At 65.4% G+C, this 24,756-nt stretch carries 24 protein-coding genes and 2 tRNA genes; 2 read left to right on the forward strand and 24 right to left on the reverse strand.

Annotated features, from left to right (window positions below; genetic code table 11):
• Nucleotides 1-208: 208 nt before the first annotated feature.
• The 17 genes from AVCA_RS15460 to leuC all read right to left on the reverse strand — a co-directional run bounded on the left by AVCA_RS15460 (nucleotide 209) and on the right by leuC (nucleotide 18,204).
• Nucleotides 209-285, reverse strand: a tRNA-Asp gene (locus AVCA_RS15460).
• Nucleotides 286-324: 39 nt separating this feature from the next.
• Nucleotides 325-400: transfer RNA gene (locus tag AVCA_RS15465), tRNA-Val, on the reverse strand.
• A gap of 179 nt (nucleotides 401-579) precedes the next feature.
• Nucleotides 580-1,362, reverse strand: a complete 783-nt coding sequence (locus AVCA_RS15470) for an SDR family oxidoreductase (protein WP_012701942.1) — start codon at nucleotides 1,360-1,362, stop codon at nucleotides 580-582.
• A complete protein-coding gene (locus AVCA_RS15475; protein WP_012701943.1) occupies nucleotides 1,359-2,570 on the reverse strand; it encodes an O-succinylhomoserine sulfhydrylase in 1,212 nt (403 codons plus the stop codon). The genes AVCA_RS15470 and AVCA_RS15475 overlap by 4 nt, the downstream gene beginning before the upstream one ends.
• Nucleotides 2,571-2,635: 65 nt before the next feature.
• Nucleotides 2,636-4,141 (reverse strand): amidophosphoribosyltransferase, encoded by a 1,506-nt coding sequence (gene purF, locus AVCA_RS15480; RefSeq protein ID WP_012701944.1) that lies wholly within the window; start codon nucleotides 4,139-4,141, stop codon nucleotides 2,636-2,638.
• A gap of 76 nt (nucleotides 4,142-4,217) precedes the next feature.
• Complete coding sequence (locus AVCA_RS15485) at nucleotides 4,218-4,730, reverse strand: CvpA family protein (protein WP_012701945.1); 513 nt, start codon at nucleotides 4,728-4,730, stop codon at nucleotides 4,218-4,220.
• Between the two features lie 121 nt (nucleotides 4,731-4,851).
• Nucleotides 4,852-5,502, reverse strand: coding sequence for an SPOR domain-containing protein (locus AVCA_RS15490; protein ID WP_175555874.1), 651 nt, complete (start codon nucleotides 5,500-5,502; stop codon nucleotides 4,852-4,854).
• Complete coding sequence (gene folC / locus AVCA_RS15495; RefSeq protein WP_012701947.1) at nucleotides 5,486-6,787, reverse strand: bifunctional tetrahydrofolate synthase/dihydrofolate synthase; 1,302 nt, start codon at nucleotides 6,785-6,787, stop codon at nucleotides 5,486-5,488. The genes AVCA_RS15490 and folC overlap by 17 nt, the downstream gene beginning before the upstream one ends.
• On the reverse strand, nucleotides 6,784-7,719 hold the full coding sequence (gene accD / locus AVCA_RS15500) for an acetyl-CoA carboxylase, carboxyltransferase subunit beta (protein WP_012701948.1): 936 nt from the start codon (nucleotides 7,717-7,719) through the stop codon (nucleotides 6,784-6,786). Before accD ends, folC begins: the two co-directional genes overlap by 4 nt.
• A 333-nt stretch (nucleotides 7,720-8,052) precedes the next feature.
• On the reverse strand, nucleotides 8,053-8,673 hold the full coding sequence (locus AVCA_RS15505) for a phosphoribosylanthranilate isomerase (RefSeq protein WP_012701950.1): 621 nt from the start codon (nucleotides 8,671-8,673) through the stop codon (nucleotides 8,053-8,055).
• Between the two features lie 82 nt (nucleotides 8,674-8,755).
• Complete coding sequence (gene truA, locus AVCA_RS15510; RefSeq protein WP_012701951.1) at nucleotides 8,756-9,622, reverse strand: tRNA pseudouridine(38-40) synthase TruA; 867 nt, start codon at nucleotides 9,620-9,622, stop codon at nucleotides 8,756-8,758.
• Between the two features lie 3 nt (nucleotides 9,623-9,625).
• Entirely contained in the window at nucleotides 9,626-12,466 is a 2,841-nt protein-coding gene (locus AVCA_RS15515; protein WP_012701952.1) for a FimV/HubP family polar landmark protein, read from the reverse strand.
• 142 nt (nucleotides 12,467-12,608) lie between these two features.
• Nucleotides 12,609-13,619, reverse strand: a complete 1,011-nt coding sequence (locus tag AVCA_RS15520; RefSeq protein WP_012701953.1) for an aspartate-semialdehyde dehydrogenase — start codon at nucleotides 13,617-13,619, stop codon at nucleotides 12,609-12,611.
• 157 nt (nucleotides 13,620-13,776) lie between these two features.
• On the reverse strand, nucleotides 13,777-14,889 hold the full coding sequence (asd, locus tag AVCA_RS15525) for an aspartate-semialdehyde dehydrogenase (protein WP_041807310.1): 1,113 nt from the start codon (nucleotides 14,887-14,889) through the stop codon (nucleotides 13,777-13,779).
• A 50-nt stretch (nucleotides 14,890-14,939) separates the two neighbouring features.
• On the reverse strand, nucleotides 14,940-16,022 hold the full coding sequence (gene leuB, locus AVCA_RS15530; protein WP_012701955.1) for a 3-isopropylmalate dehydrogenase: 1,083 nt from the start codon (nucleotides 16,020-16,022) through the stop codon (nucleotides 14,940-14,942).
• Between the two features lie 98 nt (nucleotides 16,023-16,120).
• Entirely contained in the window at nucleotides 16,121-16,768 is a 648-nt protein-coding gene (gene leuD, locus AVCA_RS15535; protein WP_012701956.1) for a 3-isopropylmalate dehydratase small subunit, read from the reverse strand.
• Between the two features lie 11 nt (nucleotides 16,769-16,779).
• Nucleotides 16,780-18,204, reverse strand: a complete 1,425-nt coding sequence (gene leuC / locus AVCA_RS15540) for a 3-isopropylmalate dehydratase large subunit (RefSeq protein WP_012701957.1) — start codon at nucleotides 18,202-18,204, stop codon at nucleotides 16,780-16,782.
• A gap of 172 nt (nucleotides 18,205-18,376) precedes the next feature.
• Between leuC and AVCA_RS15545 the strand changes: the two genes are divergently transcribed.
• A complete protein-coding gene (locus AVCA_RS15545; RefSeq protein WP_012701958.1) occupies nucleotides 18,377-19,261 on the forward strand; it encodes a LysR family transcriptional regulator in 885 nt (294 codons plus the stop codon).
• 47 nt (nucleotides 19,262-19,308) lie between these two features.
• Here the strand turns inward: AVCA_RS15545 and AVCA_RS15550 are convergent, their stop codons facing one another.
• Nucleotides 19,309-19,752, reverse strand: coding sequence for an Hsp20 family protein (locus AVCA_RS15550; RefSeq protein WP_012701959.1), 444 nt, complete (start codon nucleotides 19,750-19,752; stop codon nucleotides 19,309-19,311).
• Nucleotides 19,753-20,013: 261 nt separating this feature from the next.
• Here AVCA_RS15550 and AVCA_RS15555 point away from each other — a divergent pair, with 261 nt between their 5' ends.
• Nucleotides 20,014-20,160 carry a DUF2474 domain-containing protein gene (locus AVCA_RS15555; protein WP_231876230.1) on the forward strand — a complete coding sequence of 49 codons (147 nt, stop codon included), beginning with the start codon at nucleotides 20,014-20,016 and terminating at the stop codon, nucleotides 20,158-20,160.
• 37 nt (nucleotides 20,161-20,197) lie between these two features.
• On the opposite strand, the gene AVCA_RS15560 is transcribed toward AVCA_RS15555, so the two are convergent.
• The 6 genes from AVCA_RS15560 to AVCA_RS15585 are packed head-to-tail and all read right to left on the reverse strand — an operon-like array spanning nucleotide 20,198 to nucleotide 24,720.
• Complete coding sequence (locus AVCA_RS15560) at nucleotides 20,198-21,178, reverse strand: tRNA dihydrouridine synthase (RefSeq protein WP_012701961.1); 981 nt, start codon at nucleotides 21,176-21,178, stop codon at nucleotides 20,198-20,200.
• Between the two features lie 40 nt (nucleotides 21,179-21,218).
• Nucleotides 21,219-21,653 carry an acyl-CoA thioesterase gene (locus AVCA_RS15565; protein WP_175555873.1) on the reverse strand — a complete coding sequence of 145 codons (435 nt, stop codon included), beginning with the start codon at nucleotides 21,651-21,653 and terminating at the stop codon, nucleotides 21,219-21,221.
• Entirely contained in the window at nucleotides 21,650-22,300 is a 651-nt protein-coding gene (locus AVCA_RS15570) for a bifunctional 4-hydroxy-2-oxoglutarate aldolase/2-dehydro-3-deoxy-phosphogluconate aldolase (RefSeq protein WP_012701963.1), read from the reverse strand. Before AVCA_RS15570 ends, AVCA_RS15565 begins: the two co-directional genes overlap by 4 nt.
• 22 nt (nucleotides 22,301-22,322) lie before the next feature.
• Nucleotides 22,323-22,622: an Hpt domain-containing protein gene (locus tag AVCA_RS15575; protein ID WP_194290193.1), complete on the reverse strand. Its 300-nt coding sequence runs from the start codon at nucleotides 22,620-22,622 to the stop codon at nucleotides 22,323-22,325.
• 54 nt (nucleotides 22,623-22,676) lie between these two features.
• Nucleotides 22,677-24,404 carry a fused response regulator/phosphatase gene (locus AVCA_RS15580; RefSeq protein ID WP_012701965.1) on the reverse strand — a complete coding sequence of 576 codons (1,728 nt, stop codon included), beginning with the start codon at nucleotides 24,402-24,404 and terminating at the stop codon, nucleotides 22,677-22,679.
• A 10-nt stretch (nucleotides 24,405-24,414) separates the two neighbouring features.
• The gene (locus tag AVCA_RS15585; protein WP_012701966.1) at nucleotides 24,415-24,720 is read right to left on the reverse strand and encodes an STAS domain-containing protein; all 306 of its coding nucleotides are present in this window, start codon (nucleotides 24,718-24,720) and stop codon (nucleotides 24,415-24,417) included.
• Nucleotides 24,721-24,756: the final 36 nt, after the last annotated feature.

Genomic DNA, 24,756 nt, shown 5'->3' on the forward strand with positions numbered 1-24,756 from the left:
GGCTCCGCAGGATCCTGCTCGGTAGCGTGGAATTCGAGAAGTTCCTCTTGATAGTCATCCATGGAAAAGCCCCTGATCGACTGGTTATTTGGAAAGACGACAGACAAAGTCCATGCCAAAGAAGCCTAGACGAATCGGATGACCATAAAATTAAAATGCGGTCCAACGAAAAAGCCTCCAGGCATCGCTGCCTGGAGGCTTTCATATATGGCGCAGCGGACGGGACTCGAACCCGCGACCCCCGGCGTGACAGGCCGGTATTCTAACCGACTGAACTACCGCTGCGCGTCGGTCGGACTTTCGTCCATTCTTGCTTGAAACCTCTGGTGGCTGATGACGGGATCGAACCGCCGACCCCCTGCGTGTGATGCAGGTGCTCTCCCAGCTGAGCTAATCAGCCATCGCCTTGCGAGGTGGCGCGCAATTTACCCACGAATCGAAGCTAAGTCAACAGCCAGCCTGATTTTTTCTTCGATGAAGCGAAGCGGAAAATGCCGGAATGAGGCGAGTCGGCTCCAGCAGACGCCTTGGCAAAACGCAATGATGCAACATGACCCGAGGCGGCACCGAAACGGCGCATCAATCCAGATAAATCATCTTGCGCGTCATGCCGCCATCGACGATGAATTCCTGGCCGGTCACGAAGCCGGCACGGTCCGACAACAGCCAGGCGACCAAAGCGGCTACATCCTCGACCATTCCCACGCGACCGGCCGGATGCTGGGCATGACTCCGGGCGGAAAGCGGTGCCTGCTGACGCTCGCCGGGGCTGCGCGAGTCGATCCAGCCGGGACTGACGGCATTCACCCGGACATCGGGCCCGAGACTGATCGCCAGCGCATGCGTGAGTCCCAGCAGCCCACCCTTGCTGGCCGCGTAGGCCTCGGAATTCGGCTCGGACTGATGCGCGCGGGTCGAGGCGATGTTGACCATGGCGCCACGATGCGCCTGCAGGTAGGCCGAGCAGTGCTTGGCCAGCAGCAGCGGTCCCGTCAGATTCACGCCCAGCACCTGGTTCCAGTGGCCGAGCTTCAGCTCGGCCAGCGGGCTGTTGTAGGGATCGGCCAGCGCGGCATTGCAGACCAGGGCATCGAGGCGGCCGAATTGGCCGAGTACCTCGGCCACGCCCATCGCCACCTGATTTTCCTGAGCGACATCCATTCCGACGAACCAGGCATTGCTGCCCAGGGCCTTGGCCACCTTGGAGCCACGCTTGCGGTCGATATCGGCAAGCACCACCTGCCAGCCCTCGGCGATCAGCCAGGCAACGATGCCGAGCCCGATGCCGCGCACGGCTCCGGTAACCAGGGCGACCTTGCCGTTGGTCTGCGGTTTGCCGGGCTCGAGGGTCAGGTCGATCACAGTGCGGACAACCCTCGGGCAAGATCGGCCTTGATGTCTTCGATGTCCTCCAGGCCGACCGCCACACGGATCAGGCTGTCACTGATCCCGGCCGCCGCCCGCGCCTCCGGGGTCAGGCGTCCGTGGGAAGTGGTGGCCGGATGGGCGATGGTGGTTTTGGTATCGCCCAGGTTGGTGGTGATGGAGATCATCCGGGTATTGTCGATGACCCGCCAGGCGGCCGCCTTGTCGCCCCGGACCTCGAAACTGACCACCGCGCCGAAGCCGCTCTGCTGGCGCCTGGCCAACTCGTGCTGCGGATGGCTGGACAGACCGGCGTAATGGACCCTGACCACCTGGGGCTGCTGCTCCAGCCACTCGGCCAGCGCCTGGGCGCTGGCACAGTGCGCCTGCATGCGCACCCGGAGGGTTTCCAGCCCCTTGAGGAACAGCCAGGCATTGAAGGGGCTGAGCGTCGGGCCGGCGGTACGCAGGAAGCCGACCACCTCCTGCATCAGCTTGGCGCTGCCGGCCACCACGCCGCCGAGGCAACGCCCCTGGCCGTCGATGTACTTGGTCGCCGAATGGATGACGATATCGGCGCCGAGCGCCAACGGCTTCTGCAACGCCGGCGTGCAGAAGCAGTTGTCCACCGCCAGCAGGGCGCCACGGGCATGGGCGATGTCGGCCAGCGCGGCGATGTCCACCAACTCGGCCAGGGGGTTGGATGGAGACTCGACGACGAACAGCCGGGTGTTCGGCTTGCAGGCGGCGGCCCAGGCTTCCAGATCCGCCAGGGGCGGATAGTCGACCTCGATGCCGAAACGCTTGAAATACTTGTCGAACAGGCTGATGGTCGAACCGAATACGCTGCGCGACACCAGCACATGGTCGCCGGCGCTGCACAGGCTCATCACCATCGCCAGGATGGCGCCCATGCCGGAGGCCGCGGCAACCGCCTGCTCGGCCCCTTCGAGGGCGGCGATGCGCTCCTCGAAGGTACGCACCGTGGGATTGGTGTAGCGGGAGTAGACGTTGCCGGGCTGCTCGCCGGCAAAGCGGGCGGCGGCATCGGCAGCGCTGCGGAACACGTAGCTGGAGGTCATGAATAGGGCCTCGCCGTGCTCGCCCTCGGGAGTGCGCCGCTGACCGGCCCGCACCGCCAGGGTGTCGAAGCCGGCACCCTCCAGGTCGCTGTCCAGCCGCCCGGCATCCCACTCGATCGTCATAGCCTTTCCTTCCTTCGCATGAGGGCGGCGATACCGCCCGGAATCTCGAACCTTCTCGCCTGCCGCTAGTTGTTGTACAGGTCGATGATGGCGCTGACCGCGGTGCTGCGGGCCTTGCTGGCATCGTTGCGGGCTTTCTCGATGCGATCCAGGTAAGCCTCGTCGATATCGCCGGTGACGTACTTGCCATCGAAGACGGCGCAGTCGAAATTGTCGATCTTCACCTTGCCGCCGCCCACCGCATCGATCAGGTCGGACAGGTCCTGATAGACCAGCCAGTCGGCGCCGATCAGTTCGGCCACCTCCTCGGTGCTGCGGCCATGCGCGATCAGCTCATGGGCGCTGGGCATGTCGATACCATAGACATTGGGATAACGCACCGCCGGCGCCGCCGAGCAGAAATAGACCTTCTTGGCGCCGGCCTCGCGGGCCATCTGGATGATCTGCTTGCAGGTGGTGCCGCGCACGATGGAGTCGTCCACCAGCATGACGTTCTTGCCGCGGAACTCGAGATCGATGGCATTGAGCTTCTGGCGCACCGACTTCTTGCGCGCCGCCTGTCCCGGCATGATGAAGGTACGGCCGATATAGCGGTTCTTGACGAAGCCCTCGCGGAACTTCACGCCCAGATGGTTGGCCAGTTCCAGGGCCGAAGTGCGACTGGTGTCGGGAATCGGGATGATCACGTCGATGTCGTGCTCGGGCCGTTCGCGGCGGATCTTCTCGGCCAGCTTCTCGCCCATGCGCAGCCGTGCCTTGTAGATCGACACGCCGTCCATGAAGGAGTCGGAACGCGCCAGGTAGACATGCTCGAAGATGCACGGCGAATACTTCGGGCTTTCCGCGCACTGGCGGGTGAACAGCTTGCCGTGCTCGGTGATGTAAACCGCCTCGCCCGGCGCCAGATCGCGGATCAGGCTGAAGCCGAGCACGTCGAGGGCGACGCTTTCCGAGGCGATCATGTACTCCACCCCTTCGTCGGTCTGGCGCTGGCCGAAGACGATGGGACGGATCGCATTGGGATCGCGGAACCCGACGATGCCGTAGCCGGTGATCATCGCCACCACGGCATAGCCGCCCCGGCAGCGGCGATGCACGCCGGAAACCGCGGCGAACACGTCCTCCTCCGTCGGCTGCAGCTTGCCGCGCACCGCCAGCTCATGGGCGAAGACGTTGAGCAGCACTTCCGAATCGGAGCTGGTATTCACATGGCGCAGGTCGGACTCGTAGATCTCCCGGGACAACTGGTCGACGTTGGTCAGGTTGCCGTTGTGCGCCAGGGTGATCCCGTAGGGCGAGTTGACATAGAACGGCTGGGCCTCGGCCGAACTGGAACTGCCGGCCGTGGGATAGCGCACGTGACCGATGCCCATGTGACCGACCAGGCGCTGCATGTGCCGCTGCTGGAACACATCGCGCACCAGGCCGTTGTCCTTGCGCAGGAACAGCCGTCCCTCATGGCAGGTGACGATACCGGCAGCGTCCTGGCCCCGATGCTGAAGGACGGTAAGCGCGTCGTACAGCGCTTGATTGACGTTGGACTTACCGACAATACCGACGATGCCACACATGTGACGCAACCCCTGCTAATAGTTCAGGCTAATTCCGGGCGCCCGCCCGAGGCCGGCCCCTCTGTCTCTCGGAGGCTCAGCGCGGCACGCTTATCCCGCTGGCGAACCATTGGCTGGAAAATCCCAGAATGAGATTTTTCGACCAGTCGGCGACTATCAGGAAGTGCGGCAGCAGGACCGAGTTTTGCCACCAGGCATCCTGCTGCACGGGCGCCAGGCTGAGCAGGCCGACCAGCAATATCACCAGCAGCCCGCCCCGGGCGGCACCGAAAACCATGCCGAGCACGCGATCCGTACCGGACAGGCCGGTGACGCGCACCAGTTCGCCGATGAGGAAGTTGACCAGCGCACCGACCAGCAAGGTCGCCACGAAAAGAATCGCACAAGCGGCCATGACCTGCAGCGAGGGGGTGGCAACGTAGCTGACCAGATGCTGCGAAAGCGCTCCACCGAACATCCAGGCAATGACGCCGGCGACGATCCAGGTGACCAGCGACAGGGCTTCCTTGACGAAACCCCGTGTCAAGCTGATCAGGCTGGAAACGGCGACGATCGCGATGATCGCCCAATCGACCCAGGTGAATGCCACGGCTCAACCCATGAATGGAAAAGGCCCTGCATTCTAGCAGAGCCCCCTCCATTCGAGTAAGAACCTGACCCCATCGGCCGGCCTGGCCCAGACGCCCGCAGCCCGACCGACGGAGATGGACTCAGCCGCGCTCGGGCTGGAAACGCACGACGAAGCCGCTGAGATTGTGCTGCCGCTTGAGTTGGTCGCGCAGACGGTTGGCTTCGCTCCGCTCGGCGACCGGCCCGACGTAGATCCGGTTCATCCCATCCACATGGCGGATATAGGCGTTGTAGCCCTGACCGCGCAGGGTCTTCTGCAAGGCCTGGGCATTGGCGGTATTGGACAGGCTGGCCAATTGGATCGACCAAGCGACGGGCAGGCTGTTGGCATCCAGGCGGCTTGCCTCGGCTGCCTTGGCCTGCGTCGGCGGCGGAGTCGGCGTGGGAGCGGCAGCCTGAGGCTTGGCCGGCGGCGGCGTGGGCTTGGCTGGCGCCTTGGCGGAAACGGCCGGGGCAGCAGGGGGAACGCTCGGTACGGCTGCCGCCGGTGCGCCGGCTACCACCGGAACGGACTGCGGCTCCTCCGGCAGAACCACCGGCTCCGGAACCGCAACCGGCTCCAGCTCGACTTTCGGCGCAGGCGGGGCCTCCGGCATGGGTGGCGCCTCGACCACCACCTGCCGCACCTCGTCCTCGCGGGTGAACAGCATCGGCAGGAAGATCACCGCCAGTGCCAGCATCACCAAGGCACCGATCATCCGCTGCTTGAGCCTCTTATCCAGCCAGGCCATCCCCTTTCTCCTCTTGCCGGCTCAACCACTCGAGCGCCTCGGCCACACAGTAAAAAGAACCGAACACCAGAATTTCATCACCCTCGACGGCCCGCTGGCACTGCGCCTGCAGCGCCTCGGCGACATCAACGCACACCGCAACCGACGCCCCGCGCTCCCGCAGGGCGGCTGCCAACCCCTCGGCCGGAAGGCTTCGCGGCGTCGGCAACGGAGCCACCGCCCAATGCCGGACCTGTGGCAGCAGGGGCTCCAGCACACCGGACAGATCCTTGTCGGTGAGCAGGCCGAAAACCGCCAGACGCCGCCCTGCGGGCGGACGGGCGGCAAGGCGCCGGGCCAGATAGGCTGCGGCATGGGGATTGTGCCCGACGTCCAGCAGGAACGACAGACGCCGGCCCTGCCAGCGAATCCGGCGCCGTTCGAGACGGCCGCCCAGGCGCGTGGCGCCCAGGGCCTGCGCAATGGACCCGGCCTCCCAGGGCAGACCGGACAGGGCATGGACCTGCAGCGCCAGCGCCGCGCTCTCGACCGGCAAGTCGAGCAGTGGCAGCCCCTCCAGTTCGAGCCGCTCGCCGGTGGCACCGCAACCGCGCCAGCTCCAGGCGCCCTCGCCGGGAATCAGCTCATAATCCGGCCCCCGTCTGTAAAGCGGCGCGTCCAGAGAAGCGGCCCGCTCCAGCAGAGGCATCGGCGGATCGGGATCGCCGCAAACGACCGGCCGGCCGGCACGGAAGATTCCAGCCTTCTCGAAAGCCACCGAGTCGCGAGTATCGCCCAGCCACTCGGCATGATCCAGGGCGATGCTGGTAACCACGGCCACGTCGGCATCGACCAGATTGACCGCATCCAGCCGCCCTCCCAGGCCTACCTCCAGCACGGCGGCGTCCAGCCCGGCCCGCTCGAACAACCAGAAAGCGGCAAGGGTGCCCATCTCGAAATAGGTCAGGGTGATCCCGCCGCGCGCCGCCTCCACCACGGCAAAGGCCTGGCACAAGGCGGCGTCGTCGACCTCGCTGCCATCGATCCGCACGCGCTCGTTGTAACGCAGCAGATGGGGAGAACTGTAGACGCCGACCCTGAGCCCCTGTGCCCCCATCAGCGCAGCGAGAAACGCACAGGTGGAACCCTTGCCGTTGGTCCCGGTGACAGTCACCACCCATGGCGCCGGTCGCCCCAGGCCCAACCGGCGCGCCACCTCGCGCGAGCGCTCCAGCCCCATGTCGATGGACACGGGGTGCAAGCGCTCGAGATAGGCGAGCCAGTCGGCAAGGCTACGTTCGATCATACTGTGACATTATCCATGACCATGTCGATCTCGGTCGCGGAGTCCTCTTCCGTCTCGGGAGTCGTGGCCGCGTGGTCGCGCCAGTGCGTCAATTGGGCGAGCAGACGAGCCAGGCGCGGACGCAACTGCTGGCGTGGAACGATCAGGTCGATGGCGCCATGCTCCAGCAGGAACTCGCTGCGCTGGAAGCCCTCGGGCAGCTTCTCGCGCACGGTCTGCTCGATCACCCGCGGACCGGCGAAGCCGATCAGCGCCTGGGGCTCCGCGACTATGACATCGCCGAGCATGGCCAGACTGGCGGAAACGCCACCATAGACGGGATCGGTCAGCACCGAGACGAACGGGATACCCTCTTCGCGCAGACGCGCCAGGACTGCCGACGTCTTGGCCATCTGCATAAGGGAGATCAGCGCCTCCTGCATGCGCGCCCCGCCGGACGCCGCGAAGCAGATGAAGGGACAACGCCGCTCGAGGGCCACATTGGCCGCCTGCACGAAGCGCTCGCCGACAACGGCCCCCATGGAGCCGCCCATGAAGGAGAACTCGAAGGCACAGGCAACCACCGGCATGCCCTGCAGGGTACCGCTCATGGAAATCAGCGCGTCCTTCTCACCGGTCTGCTTCTGCGCCGCGGCAAGGCGATCCTTGTACTTCTTGCTGTCGCGGAACTTCAAGCGGTCCACCGGCTCCAGTTCCGCGCCGATTTCCTCACGCCCCTCGGCATCGAGAAAGATGTTCAGCCGGGTGCGCGCACCGATGCGCATGTGGTGATCACACTTGGGGCAGACCTCCAGGGTCTTTTCCAGCTCGGGCTTGTACAGCACCGCGTCACAGGACGGACACTTGTGCCAGAGGCCTTCCGGCACCGAGCTTTTCCGCACCTCGGAACGCATGATCGAGGGGATCAGCTTGTCTACCAACCAGTTGCTCATGCTTTATGTTCTCCGCAGCTTTGGGACCCGACGCACGGCGCCCCATGGCCCCACGCCCGTTTTGAGCAAATTCACGAATATATCCGCCTGCCGGTGGGGTCCGGAGCCTGGCGATCTTCCGCCCGGCCGAACGCCACTGCCGCACCAGCCAGCGGTTACCTGAGCGACGAGCACCGGATGGTGCCGTCATGAACAGCAAGCAGAGCCGATATGCAGCGAAAGGCAGTTTCGCGGCAGCGGCAGCTTGCTAATGGACGGTGCCGAATCGTCCACCGTCACATGGCAGCGCACGCCATCTTCTCCACGCAACCCGAGCAGCACAGTCTCTGCCCTTCAGGCGTTGCGCACCTCGCGGATGAAGGCGCGAACCTTCTCCGCATCCTTCACGCCTTTCTCCGCCTCGACACCGCCACTGACGTCCACCGCATAGGGAGAGACCCGGGCGATCGCGACACGCACGTTCCGTACGCTCAGTCCACCGGCCAGAATCACCGGCTTGGGCAGGCCCCGCGGCACCAGCGACCAGTCGAAGGATTCGCCGGTTCCTCCCGGCACTCCGGGAACATAGGCATCCAGAAGAATGCCACTGGCGTTGCAGTACTCCAGGCAGCGGGCGGCTATGTCCTCTCCAGGACGGACTCTTAATGCCTTGATGTAGGGGCGACCATGCCCCTCGCAATCGGCAGGCGTTTCATCGCCATGAAATTGCAGAAGATCCAGTGGCAATTCGTCAAGAATTCCGCCGACTTCGCCACGAGTGGCATTGACGAAAAGCCCGACCGCGGTCACGAACGGAGGCAAGGCGGCGACGATCGCTTTCGCCTGCCGCAACGTCACGGCCCGCGGGCTTTTCGGATAGAACACCAGGCCGATGGCGTCGACGCCCGCTTCGGCGGCCACGAGAGCATCCTCGACCCGGGTAATCCCACAGATTTTGCTGCGAACGGCTGCCAATTTGTCTACACCCCGGAAAAGGCTCCAAATGGTAACAAAAGAAGCATCCGCTGCAAGCCTGATCGTCCTCCGGCGATGGGGGTCAACCTAGCCGGCAATCCGGCAGACCCGACAGAAAGTGCGGTCCCAGGTAGCGCTGCGGCAGCTCGAACTCTTGCGGATAATCGACCTGCACCAGATACAAGCCATAGGGATGCGCCGTCACCCCGCCCTTGTGACGCTGACGGCCCTCCAGCACTTCCCGCGCCCATTCGACGGGACGCTCGCCCGCCCCTATGGTCATCAGCACACCGGCGATGTTGCGCACCATGTGATGCAGAAAGGCATTGGCCCGAATGTCCAGCACGATCAAACGACCGTGCCGGATCAGTTGAAGATGGTGAACCGTCTTGATCGGCGACCTGGCCTGGCACTGGCTGGCGCGAAAGGCACTGAAATCATGGCAGCCGACCAGCGGCCGGGCAGCCTGGCGCATACGCTCGATATCGAGCGGCCGGTGGTTCCAGGTGACCTCCTCGGCCATGTGTGCCGGGCGGATCGGGTCGTTGTAGATGACATAACGGTAACGCCGGGCCGTCGCACTGAAGCGCGCATGGAAATGCGCCGGCATTTCCCGGGCCCAGGCCACACTGATGTCCGCGGGCAGGTTCATGTTGGCCCCCATGGTCCAGGCATGCATGCTGCGCTCGATCGGGGTATCGAAATGCACCACCTGACCGCTGGCATGCACCAGGGCGTCGGTGCGTCCCGCACACACCACGTTCAATGGAACGCCGCCGGCGACCCTGGACAGGGCCGACTCGAGCGCCGCCTGGATCGAGGCCACCCTGGGGTTCTGGCGCTGGAAACCATGGTAACGGGCGCCCCGATACTCGAGTCCCAGGGCTACCCTGCAAAAGCCAGCGGCAGCCACTTCGGCTGCCGCGGTCGATACGTTTTCTTCGCTCATCGATCAGGTCAAGCGGGAGGACATTTCACGCGCTTCCTGCCGCTGAACTTCATTCCCTTCGTTCAATACTTCCTCAAGGATATCGCGGGCGCCTTCGGTATCGCCCATGTCGATATAGGCGCGAGCCAGATCCAGCTTGGTGGCGGTTTCGTCCGCATCGGCCAGGAAATCGAAGTCCTCGCTCTCCACCGGATCACCTTGCGAACGAGCCGCCGGCTGCGTATCGCCCTCGCCCAGCCCGGCGGCCAGTCGCTTGAGCTCGACATCCAGCTCATCCAGTTGGGCCACGAGGCCCGACACCCCCTGGCCCTCCGATGCACCATCGCTTGATGGCAGCTCGAATCCCGAAGCCTCCGGAGTGGGGGCGATGGAAAAATCGTCGTCTACGGGCAGCTCGAAGCCGTCGAACAGCCCCTCCTCGAGAAGAAACGCCTCCTCCGGGGAAAGCGTCTCGTCCAATGCAGCGACGGGAAGCTCGGGGGCGCCCGGGTCGAGCGCGGGGAATGCCTTGTCCCCGGTTGCTGGTCCGGTCAGCGGTAGGGGAGCCAAGGAGATACCCTCCGGATCTTCGTCCAATTCGAAATCGATGGCCTCATCGGGAAGGTCCAGGTCGAAGGAGAAATCCTCGATCAAAGGCTCCTCCACAGGCGACGCCAACCGCGGCGCTTCGTCCTGCGTCAGGTCGCCCGGAGTCGATGTAGCATCGTCCTGGGCGGAATGCTGAAGATCCCTTTCCAGCTCGGCCTCCAGATCATCCAACCTCAGGCCGATATCGGCTGCAAGAAGTTGGGGCGGCTCGGACTCTTCCGCCAGCGAAGGCCGCTCCTGCGCCCCTTCGGACGACTCCGGTCCGCTTGCCAGGGCGGAACCTGCCAGAGCGATGGTGGCGAAACCGGCCATGGCCGGATACTTCATCTTCAGGTGATCGACCTGTGACTGGGCGCCAGCGGTTTCGCGCAGCGCCCGCTCCTGACGGGCGAAACCCTCACGATCGCCAAGCTCGGCACGAACCTCCATCAGCTTCAGGCGCAGCTCGCTGCGCCCTGGCTCGGCGGCGCAGGCAGCTTCCAGCGACTCGGCAGCCTCCTTGAAGCGGCCGCAGGCAATATGCTCTTCGGCTTCACTCACTGCATCCCGCTTCGGCCCTGCCCCGGAGAACCCGTTCAACAGGGTGGGCTCGACGGGCAGCCGCGACAAGCCGGCATCCAGCCGAGTATCAGTCATGCCACCCTCGTCATCTTCATCCTGGAAGTCGGTCTTCTTCGCCGCACGTCGACGGGCTACCAGCAAGCCCAACAGCAGCGCGGCGGCGGCACCGCCGCCCAGTGACGGAAGCAGCAGCGGATTGCTCAGGATGGAGTCGACCAGAGCGGTCGGCCCCGACGCGACAGTCGACTGCGGCGGCCGGGGAGCCGCCGGCTCGGTCGGTGCGGGCTGCTGCGGGGTATCGGCGGCCGGTTCGGCCACTGGCGGCACGGAAGGCGCGACGACAGCGGAGGGTGGGACAGGAACGGCGGAGACGGCTTCGGACTGCTCAGGGACGACGGCTGGCGGTGCAGCGGGCGCAGATGCCTCTACGTCGGAGGATGCAACCGCCATCCGCGCGGGAACGTCGCTCGCGGACTCCGCTTGGCCGGCTGCCGGTGCGTCGACGACAGCGGATTGCGCCTGCACCGGATTGCCGGCGGCCAGATCGGCGGAAGCGCCTCCACCAGCCTCGTCCGATTGCGCCAGGTTCGCCTGCAGCCTGGCCAGTTGCTCGTCCTTGAGAGCGATCAGGCGCTGCAACTTGTCCAACTGGCTCTGCAGGTCATTCATGCGGCTCTTCAGCTCGGCATTCTCGCGCTGGGTCGCATCGAGATTTTCCTTGGCCACTGCCAGCTTGTCGGCAGCCGCCTTGCCATCCGCTCCCTGGTCGCTACCGGCAGTCGCCTTGCCGCCGTCGGCGGCGACCAGGCGCAGGCTATCGCCGGTCTCCACGCGCGCCGGCGCGGCGCCGGCCTCGGTACGATGGGTCGCATCCAACTGCCGGGCGGAAGCGACGGCCGGGCGGGCACGATGCTCGCGCCAAGCCGCGTTCTGCGCGGCGACCTCGGCCAGCGCCTCGCTTGCCGAGCGGCGGCGGATCTGCGTCTCGTCGGGCAGGCGCAAAACCTGCCCCCTCGCCAGACGATTGATGTTGCCATCGAGAAAGGCCTGCGGATTCAGATCCTGGATCGCCAGCATGGTCTGATGGATGGTGCCCGAGGTCCTCACGCGCTCGGCGACCTTCCACAAGGTGTCGTTGGCGACGGTCCTGTATTTCCTGACTGCCGCGCCGGTGGCCTCCTGACGCGAAGCGTTCGGCCGGGACGCCGCGGCAGCCGCCGGAGCACGCGGGACGGCACCGGAGCGCTGTTCGGGCAAGGTTTTCTGCGCGGCGGACATGGCCGTCTGCGACGAATACAGCGGCGGATCGAGCAGCAGCGTATATTCGCGCAACAACCGGCCATTGGGCCAAAGCACTTCCACTAGGAAATTCAGATAAGGCTCGCGCACCGGCTTGGTGGAGGTCACCCGAATGACACGCTTGCCGTTGGGTCCGATTATTGGCGTGAATTTCAGGTCGTTCAGAAAGTGCTGTCGATCGACGCCCGCCTTATCGAACGCATCGGGAGAAGCAAGGGCCGGGGCGATTTCTTCCGCGCCGACATCGCGCGCCTCCAGCAGTTCGATTTCAGCAACCAGAGGCTGATTCAGCGCGGAACGCAGGGTCACCTCTCCAAGGCCCAGTGCATGGGCCATGCCCGAAGACAGCACCGAGGCCGCCGCGATTGCCAGTGCCAGTTTGCGAACCCGAACCATAACGCATCCCTTGAGTGATTTCTCGAGCGGAGAAAGAAATCTGAAACTTGATACCCGCACACTCTGGTCGCCCCCGGCGGCACGCCAGCCGCCCCCGGTCGAGCCACGCAGTCATAGGTCTTTGAATTCCGGCCAGTATCTTTTAGCGACCCTGTTTTATCAATAACTCGGCCAGTTGCACGGCATTGAGTGCGGAACCTTTCCGCACGTTATCTGACGCAATCCACAAATCGAGCTCGCACGCATCGTCCACGCCAGTGCGTACTCGACCGACGTAAGCCACATCCTGCCCGACTGCGTCGCCGATCACCGTCGGACAATCATCCGGCTCGATCAGTTCAAGACCCGGCGCCCGCTCCAGGGCAGCCCGCACGGCCGATGGATCGATCGCCTGCGACGCCTGAACGGCAAGACTCAGGCTGTCGCCGAAGAATACCGGGGCCATCAGGCAGGTAACGGAAATCTTCAATTCGGGAGCGTCCAGGACCTGCCTCGACTCCTCGACCAGACGTCTTTCCAGTCCGGTGTGTCCCGCCGTGTCGCTCTCCCCGACCCGTCCCAGCAGATTGAAGGCGATCTGCCGATCGAAGAAGCGGGGCTCGGGCGGACGCCCGTTGAGCAATTCGGTCGTCTGCCTGGCCAATTCCGCCACCCCTTCACGGCCCAGGCTGGACACCGGCAGACAAGCCGTCACCCCCAGATGCCGCCACCGCACGAGTGGACGCAACGGAGCCAGCGCCAGGGCCAGGGCGACCACCTGGGAGGCGGGACTGGTCACCTGGCAGGGAGCCTCGAGTTTCTCCAGCACCTGAGGATTGACCTCCGCCACCACCCGCGGCGCCTGTTGCAGCGGCAGAGCGCCGCTCAGGTCGACCAGCATGCAGCCGGCGGCCCGGGCCTGCGAGGCATATTGCCGGGTCACGGCCTGGCCGGCGGCGAAGAAGACCAGGCGCACCTGAGCGAAATCGAACGCCTCGATGCTCTTGACCCGCAGGTTGCGCCCCTTGAAGGACACCGACTTGCCTGCGGAGGCCGGACTGGCCAGCAGGTGCAACTGGCCGACCGGGAAATCGCGCTCTTCGAGTATCTCGACGATCGCTGCACCCACGGTACCGGTGGCACCCACTATGGCTATATCGATGGCTGGACTCATGAGTGAGGAGTCTCCTGAAACGAAAGCACGCCCGGGAGTGGGTCGGGAAGGAAAACAGGCGGATGACGGCCCGTGGCAAGGCAATCGGGGCGCCATAATGCAGAGCGCCGCGGTAGTGCCGCGGCGCTCTGCGTCCGTCGTGAAGACAGGAAGGCTGTCAACGCTCCAGCAGGATACGCAGCATGCGCCGCAGCGGCTCGGCCGCCCCCCACAGCAACTGATCGCCGACGGTGAAGGCGCCGAGGTACTGCGAGCCCATGTTGAGCTTGCGCAGACGTCCGACCGGGACCGTCAGGGTGCCGGTGATCGCCGCCGGGCTCAGCTCCTGCATGCTGGCCTCGCGGTGGTTCGGCACCAGCTTCACCCAGGGGTTGTGCTGGCTGATCAGCCCCTCGATGTCGGCGATCGGCACATCCTTGTTCAGCTTGATGGTCAGAGCCTGGCTATGGCAGCGCATGGCACCGACACGCACGCAGATGCCGTCGACCGGGATCGGGTTCTTGATGCGACCGAGGATCTTGTTGGTCTCGGCCTGCCCTTTCCACTCCTCGCGGCTCTGGCCGTTGGGCAGCTCCTTGTCGATGTAGGGGATCAGGCTGCCAGCCAGCGGTACGCCGAAATGATCCACCGGGAACTCGGCGCTGCGCTGAGTTTCGGCGACCTTGCGGTCGATCTCGAGAATGGCGCTGGCCGGATCGGCCAGTTCGGCGGCCACCGCTGCATTGATCGTGCCCATCTGACGGATCAGTTCGCGCATATTCTGCGCGCCGGCGCCGGAAGCGGCCTGATAGGTCATGGCGCTCATCCAGTCGACCAGGCCGGCCTCGTAGAGGCCACCCAGGGCCATGAGCATCAGGCTGACGGTGCAGTTGCCGCCGATGTAGTTCTTGACCCCGGCGTCCAGGGACTGGTCGATCACCCGGCGGTTGACCGGGTCCAGGACTATGACCGCATCGTCGGCCATGCGCAGGCTGGAGGCCGCATCGATCCAGTAGCCCTGCCAGCCGGCCTCGCGCAGTTTGGGGAAGACTTCGCTGGTGTAGTCGCCGCCCTGGCAGGTGATGATCGCGTCGAGGCTCTTCAGCTCCTCGATGCTGTAGGCATCCTTCAGCGGCACGGTTTCCTTGCCGATCGCCGGCCCCTGGCCGCCCACGCTGGAGGTGGTGAAGAACACCGGCTCGATCAGGTCGAAGTCCCGCTCTTCCAGCATTCGCTGCATGAGCACGGAACCGACCATGCCGCGCCAACCGATCAGACCTACACGTTTCATTGCAACTGCACCTGTATGGAAATGGCCCGCATTAAAGGCGAACCGGAAGCTTACAACGTGGCAAGCGCTGCGACTACCGCATCGCCCATCTCGGCCGTGCCGACCTTCCGGCAGCCCTCCGACCAGATGTCGCCGGTGCGCAGCCCCTGGTCCAGCACCTTGCTGACCGCCTGCTCGATGGCGTTGGCCGCCTCGACCTGGCCGAAGCTGTAACGCAGCATCATCGATACCGAGAGGATGGTGGCCAGCGGATTGGCGATACCCTTGCCGGCGATGTCCGGCGCGCTGCCGTGGCACGGCTCGTACATGCCCTTGTTGTCGGCGTCCAGCGAAGCCGACGGCAGCATGCCGATCGAGCCGGTGAGCATGGAAGCCTCGTCCGACAGGATGTCGCCGAACATGTTGTCGGTGACGATCACGTCGAATTGCTTGGGCGCACGCACCAGTTGCATGGCCGCGTTGTCGACGTACATGTGCGACAGCACGACGTCCGGATAGTCCTTGGCGACCTCCTCGACCACCGCACGCCACAGTTGGCTGGAGGCCAGTACGTTGGCCTTGTCCACCGAGCACAGCTTCTTGCCGCGCACGCGCGCCATGTCGAAACCGACCTTGGCGATGCGGCGGATCTCGCTTTCGCTGTACGGCAGGGTGTCGTAGGCCATGCGCTCGCCGTTCGCAAGCAACCGGCTCTCGCGCGGGGCGCCGAAGTAGATGCCGCCGGTCAGTTCGCGGACGATGAGGATGTCCAGGCCGGCGACCACTTCGGGCCTGAGGGTGGAGGCCTCGGCCAGTTGCGGATAGAGCAGCGCCGGGCGCAGGTTGCCGAACAGGCCCAGTTGCGAACGGATTTTCAGCAGGCCGCGCTCCGGGCGGATGGCCGGGTCGATGGCGTCCCATTTCGGACCGCCGACGGCGCCGAGCAGGATGGCATCGGCGGCGCGCGCGCGCTCCAGGGTCTCGTCGGCCAGCGGCACGCCGTACTTGTCGACGGCCGCCCCGCCCAGTTCGTCGTAGCCCAGTACGAAGCCCAGTTGGTACTTCTCGTTGGCCAACTGCAGGACCTTAACCGCCTCGGCCATGATTTCCGGGCCGATGCCGTCGCCCGGAAGAACCAGAATCTGCTTGCTCATTGCGTTTCCTCTATACCGTAGGGTGGATAACGGCCCATGGCCTTATCCACCGGAAACCATGGTGGAAAACGCTGCGCGGTTTTCCACCCTACTCCCGCTTACTTGATCGCGCCGAACAGCCAGGGGCTGGCCTGCCGGTGCTTTTCCTCGAACACGCGGATGGCGTCGGCATCCCGCAGGGTCAGGCCGATGTCGTCCAGGCCGTTGAGCAGGCAATGCTTGCGGAACGGATCGATCTCGAAGGACAGCGCCTTGCCGTCCGGGCGGGTCACGGTCTGCGCGGCCAGGTCGACGGTCAGTCGGTAGCCCTCGGTCGATTCGCACTGCCTGAACAGTTCGTCCACCTCGGCTTCCGGCAGGATGATCGGCAGGAGGCCGTTCTTGAAGCTGTTGTTGAAGAAGATGTCGGCGAAGCTCGGCGCGATGACCGTGCGGAAACCGTACTCATCCAGCGCCCAAGGTGCGTGCTCGCGGCTCGAGCCGCAGCCGAAGTTCTCGCGGGCCAGCAGTACGCTGGCGCCCTGGTAGCGCGGCAGGTTCAGCACGAACCCGGTGTTCAGCGGACGCGCCGAGCAGTCCTGGCCCGGCTGGCCGACGTCCAGATAACGCCACTCGTCGAACAGATTGGGACCGAAGCCGGTGCGCTTGATCGATTTGAGGAACTGCTTGGGAATGATCTGATCGGTATCGACATTGGCGCGATCAAGGGGAGCGACCAGACCGGTGTGCTGGGTAAAGGCTTTCATCCGTTGTCTCCTCAGGCCTGGAGCAATTGGCGTACATCGACGAAACGGCCGGCGACCGCGGCGGCGGCGGCCATGGCCGGACTGACCAGGTGGGTACGCCCGCCGGCGCCCTGACGGCCCTCGAAGTTGCGGTTGGACGTGGAGGCGCAGTGCTCGCCGCTCTCCAGGCGGTCCGGGTTCATCGCCAGGCACATGGAGCAACCCGGCTCGCGCCACTCGAAACCGGCCTCGATGAAGATCCTGTCCAGCCCCTCCTTCTCCGCCTGCTCCTTGACCAGCCCGGAGCCCGGCACCACCAGCGCCTGCTTGACGCTCGCGGCGACCTTGCGGCCCTTGGCCACCTCGGCGGCGGCGCGCAGATCCTCGATCCGCGAGTTGGTGCAGGAACCGATGAACACGCGGTCGACCTTGATCTCGCCGATCGGCTGATTGGCCGCGAGGCCCATGTACTTCAGCGCGCGAACGATGGAATCGCGCTTGACCGGATCGCTCTCGGAAGCCGGGTCCGGCACGCGCTCGTCGACCGGCAGGACCATCTCCGGCGAGGTCCCCCAGGTGACCTGCGGCCTGATTTCTTCGGCCTTCAGTTCGACGACGGTGTCGAACCCGGCATCGGCATCGGACACCAGTTCCCGCCACTGGGCGACCGCCTTGTCCCAGTCGGCGCCCTGCGGTGCATAGGGGCGGCCCTTGACGTAGTCGATGGTCTTCTCGTCCACCGCCACCATGCCGACCCGGGCCCCGGCTTCGATGGCCATGTTGCAGAGGGTCATGCGGCCCTCCATGGACAAGCCGCGGATGGCGCTGCCGGCGAACTCCAGGGCGTGGCCGGTACCGCCGGCGGTGCCGATCCGGCCGATCACGGCGAGCACTATGTCCTTGGCGCTGACGCCCAGGGGCAGTTCGCCCTCCACGCGCACCTGCATGTTCTTCATCTTCTTGGCCACCAGGCATTGGGTGGCGAGCACATGCTCCACCTCGGAGGTACCGATGCCGTGGGCCAGCGCGCCGAAGGCGCCATGGGTGGACGTGTGCGAGTCGCCGCAGACCACGGTCATGCCCGGCAGGGTGGCGCCCTGCTCCGGGCCGACCACATGGACGATGCCCTGGCGCGGGTCGTTCATCTTGAACTCGACGATGCCGAACTCGTCGCAGTTCTCGTCCAGGGTCTGCACCTGGATGCGCGAGGTTTCGTCGGCGATGGCGGCGACCCCCGACTGGCGATCCTGGGTGGTCGGCACGTTGTGGTCCGGGGTGGCGATGTTGGCATCCACGCGCCACGGCTTGCGCCCGGCCAGGCGCAGCCCCTCGAAGGCCTGCGGCGAGGTCACTTCGTGGAGAATCTGGCGATCGATGTAGATCAGCGACGAGCCATCGTCGCGCCGCTTCACCTCATGCATGTCCCAGAGTTTGTCGTAGAGCGTTTTGCCGGCCATCGGACTTTCCTCATCAGTTTTGTTCTGCGGGGGCGACCGCCCCCATGCGCGATGGGGGATGCTAGGGACTTGCAGGGAATAACTCAAATTCATATTTTTTATCCGCTGCATTCCCATAAGGAATGCAAAGGCACCCACTCGAACCACCCTCTCCTACCTGGAAACCTCTCGGATGGATCTCGCCAGCCTCAATGCCTTCATCGCGGTCGCCGAAACCGGCAGCTTCTCCGAAGCCGGCGAACGCCTGCACCTGACCCAGCCAGCGGTGAGCAAGCGTATCGCCGCACTGGAGCAGCAGCTTCAGGTGCGCCTGTTCGACCGCCTCGGCCGCGAGGTGAGGCTGACCGAGGCCGGCCGGGCGCTGCTGCCGCGAGCTTACCGGATACTCAGCGTGCTGGAGGACACCCGGCGGGCACTGAACAACCTCAACGGCGATGTCAGCGGTCGGCTGACTCTGGCGACCAGCCACCACATCGGCCTGCACCGACTGCCGCCACTGCTGCGCGCCTTCACCCGCGCCTATCCGCAGGTGGCGCTGGACATCCGCTTCCTCGATTCGGAAGTGGCCTACGAGGAGATCCTGCACGGCCGCGCCGAGCTGGCGGTGATCACCCTGGCACCGGAGACGGCGCCGCCGGTGCGGGCGGTGAAGGTCTGGGACGATCCGCTGGATTTCGTCGCCGCTCCCGAGCACCCGCTGGCGCGCAACGCCCAAGTGAGCCTGGCCGACGTGGCCCGGCATCCGGCGGTGTTCCCCGGCGGCAATACCTTCACCCATCACATCGTCCGGCGCCTGTTCGAACGCGAGGGATTGGCGCCCGGCATCGCCATGAGCACCAACTATCTGGAGACGATCAAGATGATGGTGTCCATCGGCATCGCCTGGAGCGTGCTGCCACGCACCATGCTGGACGATCAGGTGAAATCCCTGACGCTGCCCGGCATCCACCTGTCGCGCCAGCTCGGCTACATCCTGCACACCGAGCGGACCCTGTCCAACGCGGCGCGGGCCTTCATGGCGCTGCTCGACGGTGCGCGCGAGGCGCCTGCCTCCTGAACGACGAAAAAGGGGCGCCAGCGGCGCCCCTCTCTCCGGGATAGCGGTCAGCTCTCCAGGGCCGGCCGGCCGCTGCCGATCGGAATGCGCTTGGGGCTGGCCTCCTCCGGCACGATGCGCACCAGTTCGATGCTCAGCAGACCGTTGCGCAGCTCGGCGCCCTTGACCTCGATATGGTCGACCAGACGGAACGACAGCTTGAAGGCGCGCTGGGCGATACCCTGATGCAGATAGGTGACACCTTCGGATCGATTCTCGCGCTTGCCGCCGCTGACGCTCAGTACGCCGCGTTCGACCTGCACGTCCAGATCGGACTCCTGGAAGCCGGCCGCCGCGATCACGATGCGATAGCGCTCGTCGCCGTGCTTCTCGATGTTATAGGGCGGATAGGTGCTGCCGGCCTCGTTGCGCAGGGCGGACTCGAACAGGTCGTTGAAGCGGTCGAAACCGATGGATTGGCGGAACAGAGGGGCCATGGAAAAAGCGGACATCGTCAGTCTCCCGATAGATCAGCGAGCATTCTGTCGCGGGACCCGGCTCCGGCATCCCGCAGGCTCCCAGATGGAGTCCGTCCGGCGAATTTCAAGGGGCGAAACGCCCTTTCGGAACCGGCCCCTCGAAGGAAAACCAGCCAGGCACGGAAATACGCCAAGAGGATTTCCGCGCCTGACCCGCAGCAGCCCTCTCCGATGTCCGATCCGGCCATACTGGGTATTTCGGAAAGCGGCCCGAAGAACGAGGAGCGATCCCCGATGAAATCCCGAAGCCACCACCACGATGCGCGCTGGCCGCGCCGGCTCCTCTGGCTAGTGACGATCTGGACCGCCAGCGTGCTCTGCCTGGGCATACTCGCCTATGGGCTGCGCCTGATCATGCGGGCTGCGGGCCTGACGACCTGACCTCGCCGGCCGATCCGCAGCGGACCGGCGTCGCCTTTCAGAGCGCCGGACACAGATCCGGGAAAATACCGCGCAACTCTACGCCCAGCAGGGCATCCAGCCGCCCGCAGTCGTTCTCCCGGCGCAGTTCGGCGAACAGCGCGGCCGCCTCCGGATAACTGCGCGCCAGCATGCCCAGCCACTGCTTGAGCCGGCCAGGCGCGTAGCGCGGCGCGATCCGCTGCCGGGCGCGCCGCCAGAACTCGCGCACCAGCGGCTGTACCTCACCCCAGCCCTGCGGCTCGAGCGTGCGTCCGGCGCACGCCATGGCGATCTGCCGGGCCAGATCGGGGCGCGAAACCAGGCCGCGGCCGAGCATGACATCCTCCACCCCGCTGATTTCCCGGCAGCGCAGCCAATCCGCCGGCGTCCAGATTTCGCCGTTGGCATAGACCGGCACGGCAACCGCCTCCCGCACCCGCGCCAGCCATTCCCAATGGGCCGGCGGCCGGTAGCCCTCGACCTTGGTCCGTGCGTGCACCACCAGATGTGCGACGCCGCCCTCGACCAGCGCGCGGGCGCACTCCAGGGCGCCCTCGGGCCGGGCGTACCCCAGGCGCATCTTGGCGGTCACCGGCACATGCGCCGGCACGGCCCGGCGCACCTCGCGGACGATGGCATGCAGCAGTTCCGGCTCGTCGAGCAGCACCGCTCCGCCCCGCGAGCGGTTGACCGTCTTCGCCGGGCAACCGAAGTTGAGATCGATCGCCGGCGCGCCCAATTCGGCCGCCAGCGCCGCGTTCTCGGCCAGGCATGCCGGATCGGAACCGAGCAGTTGCAGATGCATCGGCGTGCCGGCCCGGGTCCGCCAGCCATGCCGCAGCTCCGGAGCCAGTTTCTCGAACTGGGCGACCGGCAGCAGACGGTCGCAGACCCGGACGAATTCGGTCACGCACCAGTCGATACCGCCGACGCGGGTCAGCAAGTCACGAAGCAGTTCGTCGACCAATCCCTCCATGGGGGCCAGGGCGATTCGCATGGGAGAGGTTTCCGGCAAGGATGAACGGAAGGAGGCAAAGCTAGGCGTCGATCAGCGCTTTGCCGTAGCGCTCCACGAAAGCCTCCGGCATCCGCCGGGGCCTGCCGCTGGAGAGTTCGATGCAGGCGAAGGTGGTCTGCGCGCTCAGCAGGGTGACACCGTCGGCCGGACGCAGCAGTTGAAACCGGCGGGTCATCTTCAGGCCGCGATACGCATCGACGATCCAGGTTCCCATCTGCAGGCGCTCGCCCAGGCGGGCGCTGGCCAGATAGTCGATCTCGTGACGCAGGACCGCCATCGCCCTGTCCAGGCGCCGGTACTCGTCCAGCCCGAGGCCCAGGCTCTGCGAATGGCGCCAGGCGCAATCCTCCAGCCAGCCGACGTAGACCACGTTGTTGACGTGGCCGAGACCGTCGATGTGCGCCGGCAGCACTTCGATGTCGATGACGAAAGGCGCGGGCCACCGCCAACTCAAGAATGGTGCTCCAAACTGGCCGCCTGTTCGCAGGCCTCGCGGGCGAGTTGGGTGATCTGGTCCCAGGCGCGGGCGCGGATCAGGCTGGCGGGCGCGACCCAGGTCCCCCCCACGCAGGCGACGTTGGGCAGACCGAGGAAGCTCAGCAGATTGTCCGGCGTCACCCCGCCGGTGGGACAGAAGCGGATGCCGCTGAACGGCTCCTTGAAACTCTTCAGCATCTTCACGCTGGTGGTGCCGTTGGCCGGGAACAGCTTCAGCGAGCGATAGCCGAACTCCAGGGCCTGCAGGACTTCCGAGGGCGTCATCACGCCCGGCAGGTAGGGCAGCCGGCAATCGTCGGCGGCCGCCGCCAGGCGCTGGGTACAGCCGGGACTGACGACGAATTGCGCACCGGCATCGCGGGCCTCGAGGAACTGCTCGCTATGGATCAGGGTGCCGGCACCGACCAGCAGGTCCGGCAGCGCCTGCCGGATCGCCGCCAGCGCATCCAGTGCGCGCGAGGTGCGCAACGTCACCTCGAGTACCTGGATGCCGCCTGCGTGCAGCGCCCGCGCCAGATCCACCGCCAGTTCGGCGTCTTCGATCACCAATACCGGGAGCACCGGACGCGCACGCTGCAGCACCGCATCCATCGTCATGACCATGTTTTTCTCTCCAGCAGGGGCGTCACGGATGACGCTGTCGTTCGGACTCGATCAAGGTACGGATGATGGCGAACTCCTGTTCCGCCTGCGCCAGCAGGACGGACACCGGAGTCAGTTCGCCGGTGCGGGCCTGATGCTCGAGCAGCCGGCACAGTTCGGTCAGCCGCGGCGCACCCATGTTGCTGCAACTGCCCTTGAAGCTGTGCGCGGCTCGACGCAGGGCTTCGGCATCCCGGGCGTCATGGGCCTGGCGCAGGGCATGCAGGCGGGCCTCGGAGTCGCTCAGGAAAGTATCCAGCAGAAGCGGATACTCGTCCTCCATGACCTCCCGCAGAAGCGCCTGAACGCTGGGATCGAGATGTTCGGACACACCAAGTCACTCCTGGGCCGAGGGGCGATCCGCGGGATTATGCCGAGCGGGCCAGGAAAACTCCACGCACACGCCGCGACCGTCGGGCGCCCAACTGCAACGGTCGGCCAGTTGGCGCACCAGTTTCAGGCCACGCCCGCTCAAGTGCTCGGCCAACGCGTGCCGCTCCAGCATCCGCTGCACGTCGAAACCCGGACCGCTGTCCTCGACGCGAATGCTCAGGCGCCCCCCCTTGCCCTCGGGCCGCAGATCCAGATGGAACCGCACATAGCCATCGCACAGGTTCGCCAGTCGCGTACGGCGCTCCCGATAGTATTCGGCGAACCCCTGGGCATCGCGCTTGAGCGACGAATCCAGGCCCATCACCCCATGCTCCAGGGCATTGGAGTACAGCTCGGCGAGCACCGTGTAAAGCACGCTGCCCTGTATGCGCAGCTCCTCCACCTCGAGCAGCAGTTGCAGCAGATAGGGCAGCGGATTGAAGCGTTTGAGGGTTTCGGCACGGAATTCGAAGCTGACCGACCAGTCCAGCGAGGCATTCTGCCCGGAGTCCGAGAAGATCAGCGGCGAATGCGGCAACTGTCCCTCCTCCATCAGATGGACCTCCATCAGGCTGACGTCGTCCTGCGCCTCGCCACGGAAGGCGCTGAGCGCCTGCTGGATTTCACTGAACAGCAGGTCCGGCTGACGGTTGAGGGCGAACACTTCGAGCAGCCGTCCTTCGCCGAAACAGTCGCCGGCCAGGTTGCATGCCTCCAGCACGCCATCGGAAAGCAGGAAGATGCGATCCCCCGTTTCCATGGGGTAGATCTCGTAGCGATCGTCGAAGCACGAGGCATCGAGGATGCCCAGCGGCAGGTGACGGGAACGCAGGGGAATCCGCTCGCCGCTGCTGCCGCGCCGGAGATAGCCATCGGGAAGACCGCCGTTCCAGACCTCGACCACCCGTCGCTGAAAACTCAGATTGAGCATCACGGCACAGCAGAACACGCCCACCGGCAGGATGCGCTTGAGCTTGGCATTCATCTCGCGAAGGATTTCCGCCAGCGAATAGCCCTTGGCGGTCATGCCGTAGAAGACCTCGGCCAGGGGCATGGCACCGATCGCCGCCGGCAGGCCGTGTCCGGTGAAGTCGCCGAGCAGCACGTGCATGCCGCCGGAAGGCTTGAAGGCCGCCAGCATCAGGTCGCCGTTGAACAGCGCATAGGGCGACTGCATATAGCGGATGTTCGGAGCATTGAGGCAGCCGGAGTGGGCCACCTTGTCGAACACCGCCTTGGCCACCCGCTGCTCGTTGAGCAGGTGCTCGTTGTGCCGGGCGATCAGGTCGCGCTGCTCCAGCACCGTGGCCTGCAGCCGGCGCAGGCGGTCCATGGCCTTGATCTTGGCATCCAGGATCACACTGTTGTAAGGCTTGGCGATGAAGTCGTCGCCGCCGACCTCCAGGCACTGGACCAGAGCCTCGTTCTCGGTCAGCGAGGTGAGGAAGATGATCGGCACCAGTTCCTCGCCGGCCATCTGCTTGATCCGCCGGGCGGCCTCGAAACCGTCCATCACCGGCATCAGTGCGTCCATCAGGACCATGTGCGGACGCTCGCGGGCGAACATCATGATCGCCTCGAGGCCGTTGCCGGCAGTCAGCACACGATAGCCCTGGCGACCGACGATGGTCGCCAGCAGCATCCGGTCCGCGGGACTGTCCTCGGCGATCAGGATGCACAGGGTCGACTGCACGGGGAAAACCCTAGGCGATGTGGAAAAGCTGTTCGAAGTTGGAGATCGACAGGATCTTGCGCACGTCCGGACTGCAGTGGATCAGGCGGATCTGCGCCCGCTCGCCGCCGGCATGGTCGCGCAGCAGCAGGAGCATTCCGAGCGCCGAGCTGTCCAGATAGGTCGCCCCCTGCAGGTCGACGACATAACGCTTCGGAGTGACGTTCACCCGTTCGTAGGCATCCCGGAATTCCTGGTGGGCACCGAAATCGAAGCGCCCCTGGATGAAAATGGTCAACTCTTGTCCATCTGCCGAAGGCTGCGAAGTGATAGCCATACGGTGCTCCTTAGGTAGGTGTCGTCGCCGCAGCGA

This window comes from Azotobacter vinelandii CA (assembly GCF_000380335.1).
GTDB classification, from domain to species: Bacteria; Pseudomonadota; Gammaproteobacteria; order Pseudomonadales; family Pseudomonadaceae; genus Azotobacter; species Azotobacter vinelandii.

Bases quoted from the DNA above. Each gene is read 5' to 3' on its own strand.
- AVCA_RS15515 (WP_012701952.1), bottom strand. From the start codon at position 12,466: ATGGTTCGGGTTCGCAAACTGGCACTGGCAATCGCGGCGGCCTCGGTG.
- AVCA_RS15490 (WP_175555874.1), bottom strand. From the start codon at position 5,502: ATGGCCTGGCTGGATAAGAGGCTCAAGCAGCGGATGATCGGTGCCTTG.
- AVCA_RS15570 (WP_012701963.1), bottom strand. From the start codon at position 22,300: ATGGTCATGACGATGGATGCGGTGCTGCAGCGTGCGCGTCCGGTGCTC.
- AVCA_RS15585 (WP_012701966.1), bottom strand. From the start codon at position 24,720: ATGGCTATCACTTCGCAGCCTTCGGCAGATGGACAAGAGTTGACCATT.
- leuD (WP_012701956.1), bottom strand. From the start codon at position 16,768: ATGAAAGCCTTTACCCAGCACACCGGTCTGGTCGCTCCCCTTGATCGC.
- AVCA_RS15475 (WP_012701943.1), bottom strand. From the start codon at position 2,570: ATGACGATCGAGTGGGATGCCGGGCGGCTGGACAGCGACCTGGAGGGT.
- accD (WP_012701948.1), bottom strand. From the start codon at position 7,719: ATGAGCAACTGGTTGGTAGACAAGCTGATCCCCTCGATCATGCGTTCC.
- AVCA_RS15545 (WP_012701958.1), top strand. From the start codon at position 18,377: ATGGATCTCGCCAGCCTCAATGCCTTCATCGCGGTCGCCGAAACCGGC.
- folC (WP_012701947.1), bottom strand. From the start codon at position 6,787: ATGATCGAACGTAGCCTTGCCGACTGGCTCGCCTATCTCGAGCGCTTG.
- asd (WP_041807310.1), bottom strand. From the start codon at position 14,889: ATGAAACGTGTAGGTCTGATCGGTTGGCGCGGCATGGTCGGTTCCGTG.
- purF (WP_012701944.1), bottom strand. From the start codon at position 4,141: ATGTGTGGCATCGTCGGTATTGTCGGTAAGTCCAACGTCAATCAAGCG.
- AVCA_RS15575 (WP_194290193.1), bottom strand. From the start codon at position 22,622: ATGGAGGACGAGTATCCGCTTCTGCTGGATACTTTCCTGAGCGACTCC.
- truA (WP_012701951.1), bottom strand. From the start codon at position 9,622: ATGAGCGAAGAAAACGTATCGACCGCGGCAGCCGAAGTGGCTGCCGCT.
- AVCA_RS15555 (WP_231876230.1), top strand. From the start codon at position 20,014: ATGAAATCCCGAAGCCACCACCACGATGCGCGCTGGCCGCGCCGGCTC.
- AVCA_RS15560 (WP_012701961.1), bottom strand. From the start codon at position 21,178: ATGCGAATCGCCCTGGCCCCCATGGAGGGATTGGTCGACGAACTGCTT.
- leuB (WP_012701955.1), bottom strand. From the start codon at position 16,022: ATGAGCAAGCAGATTCTGGTTCTTCCGGGCGACGGCATCGGCCCGGAA.
- AVCA_RS15550 (WP_012701959.1), bottom strand. From the start codon at position 19,752: ATGTCCGCTTTTTCCATGGCCCCTCTGTTCCGCCAATCCATCGGTTTC.
- leuC (WP_012701957.1), bottom strand. From the start codon at position 18,204: ATGGCCGGCAAAACGCTCTACGACAAACTCTGGGACATGCATGAGGTG.
- AVCA_RS15520 (WP_012701953.1), bottom strand. From the start codon at position 13,619: ATGAGTCCAGCCATCGATATAGCCATAGTGGGTGCCACCGGTACCGTG.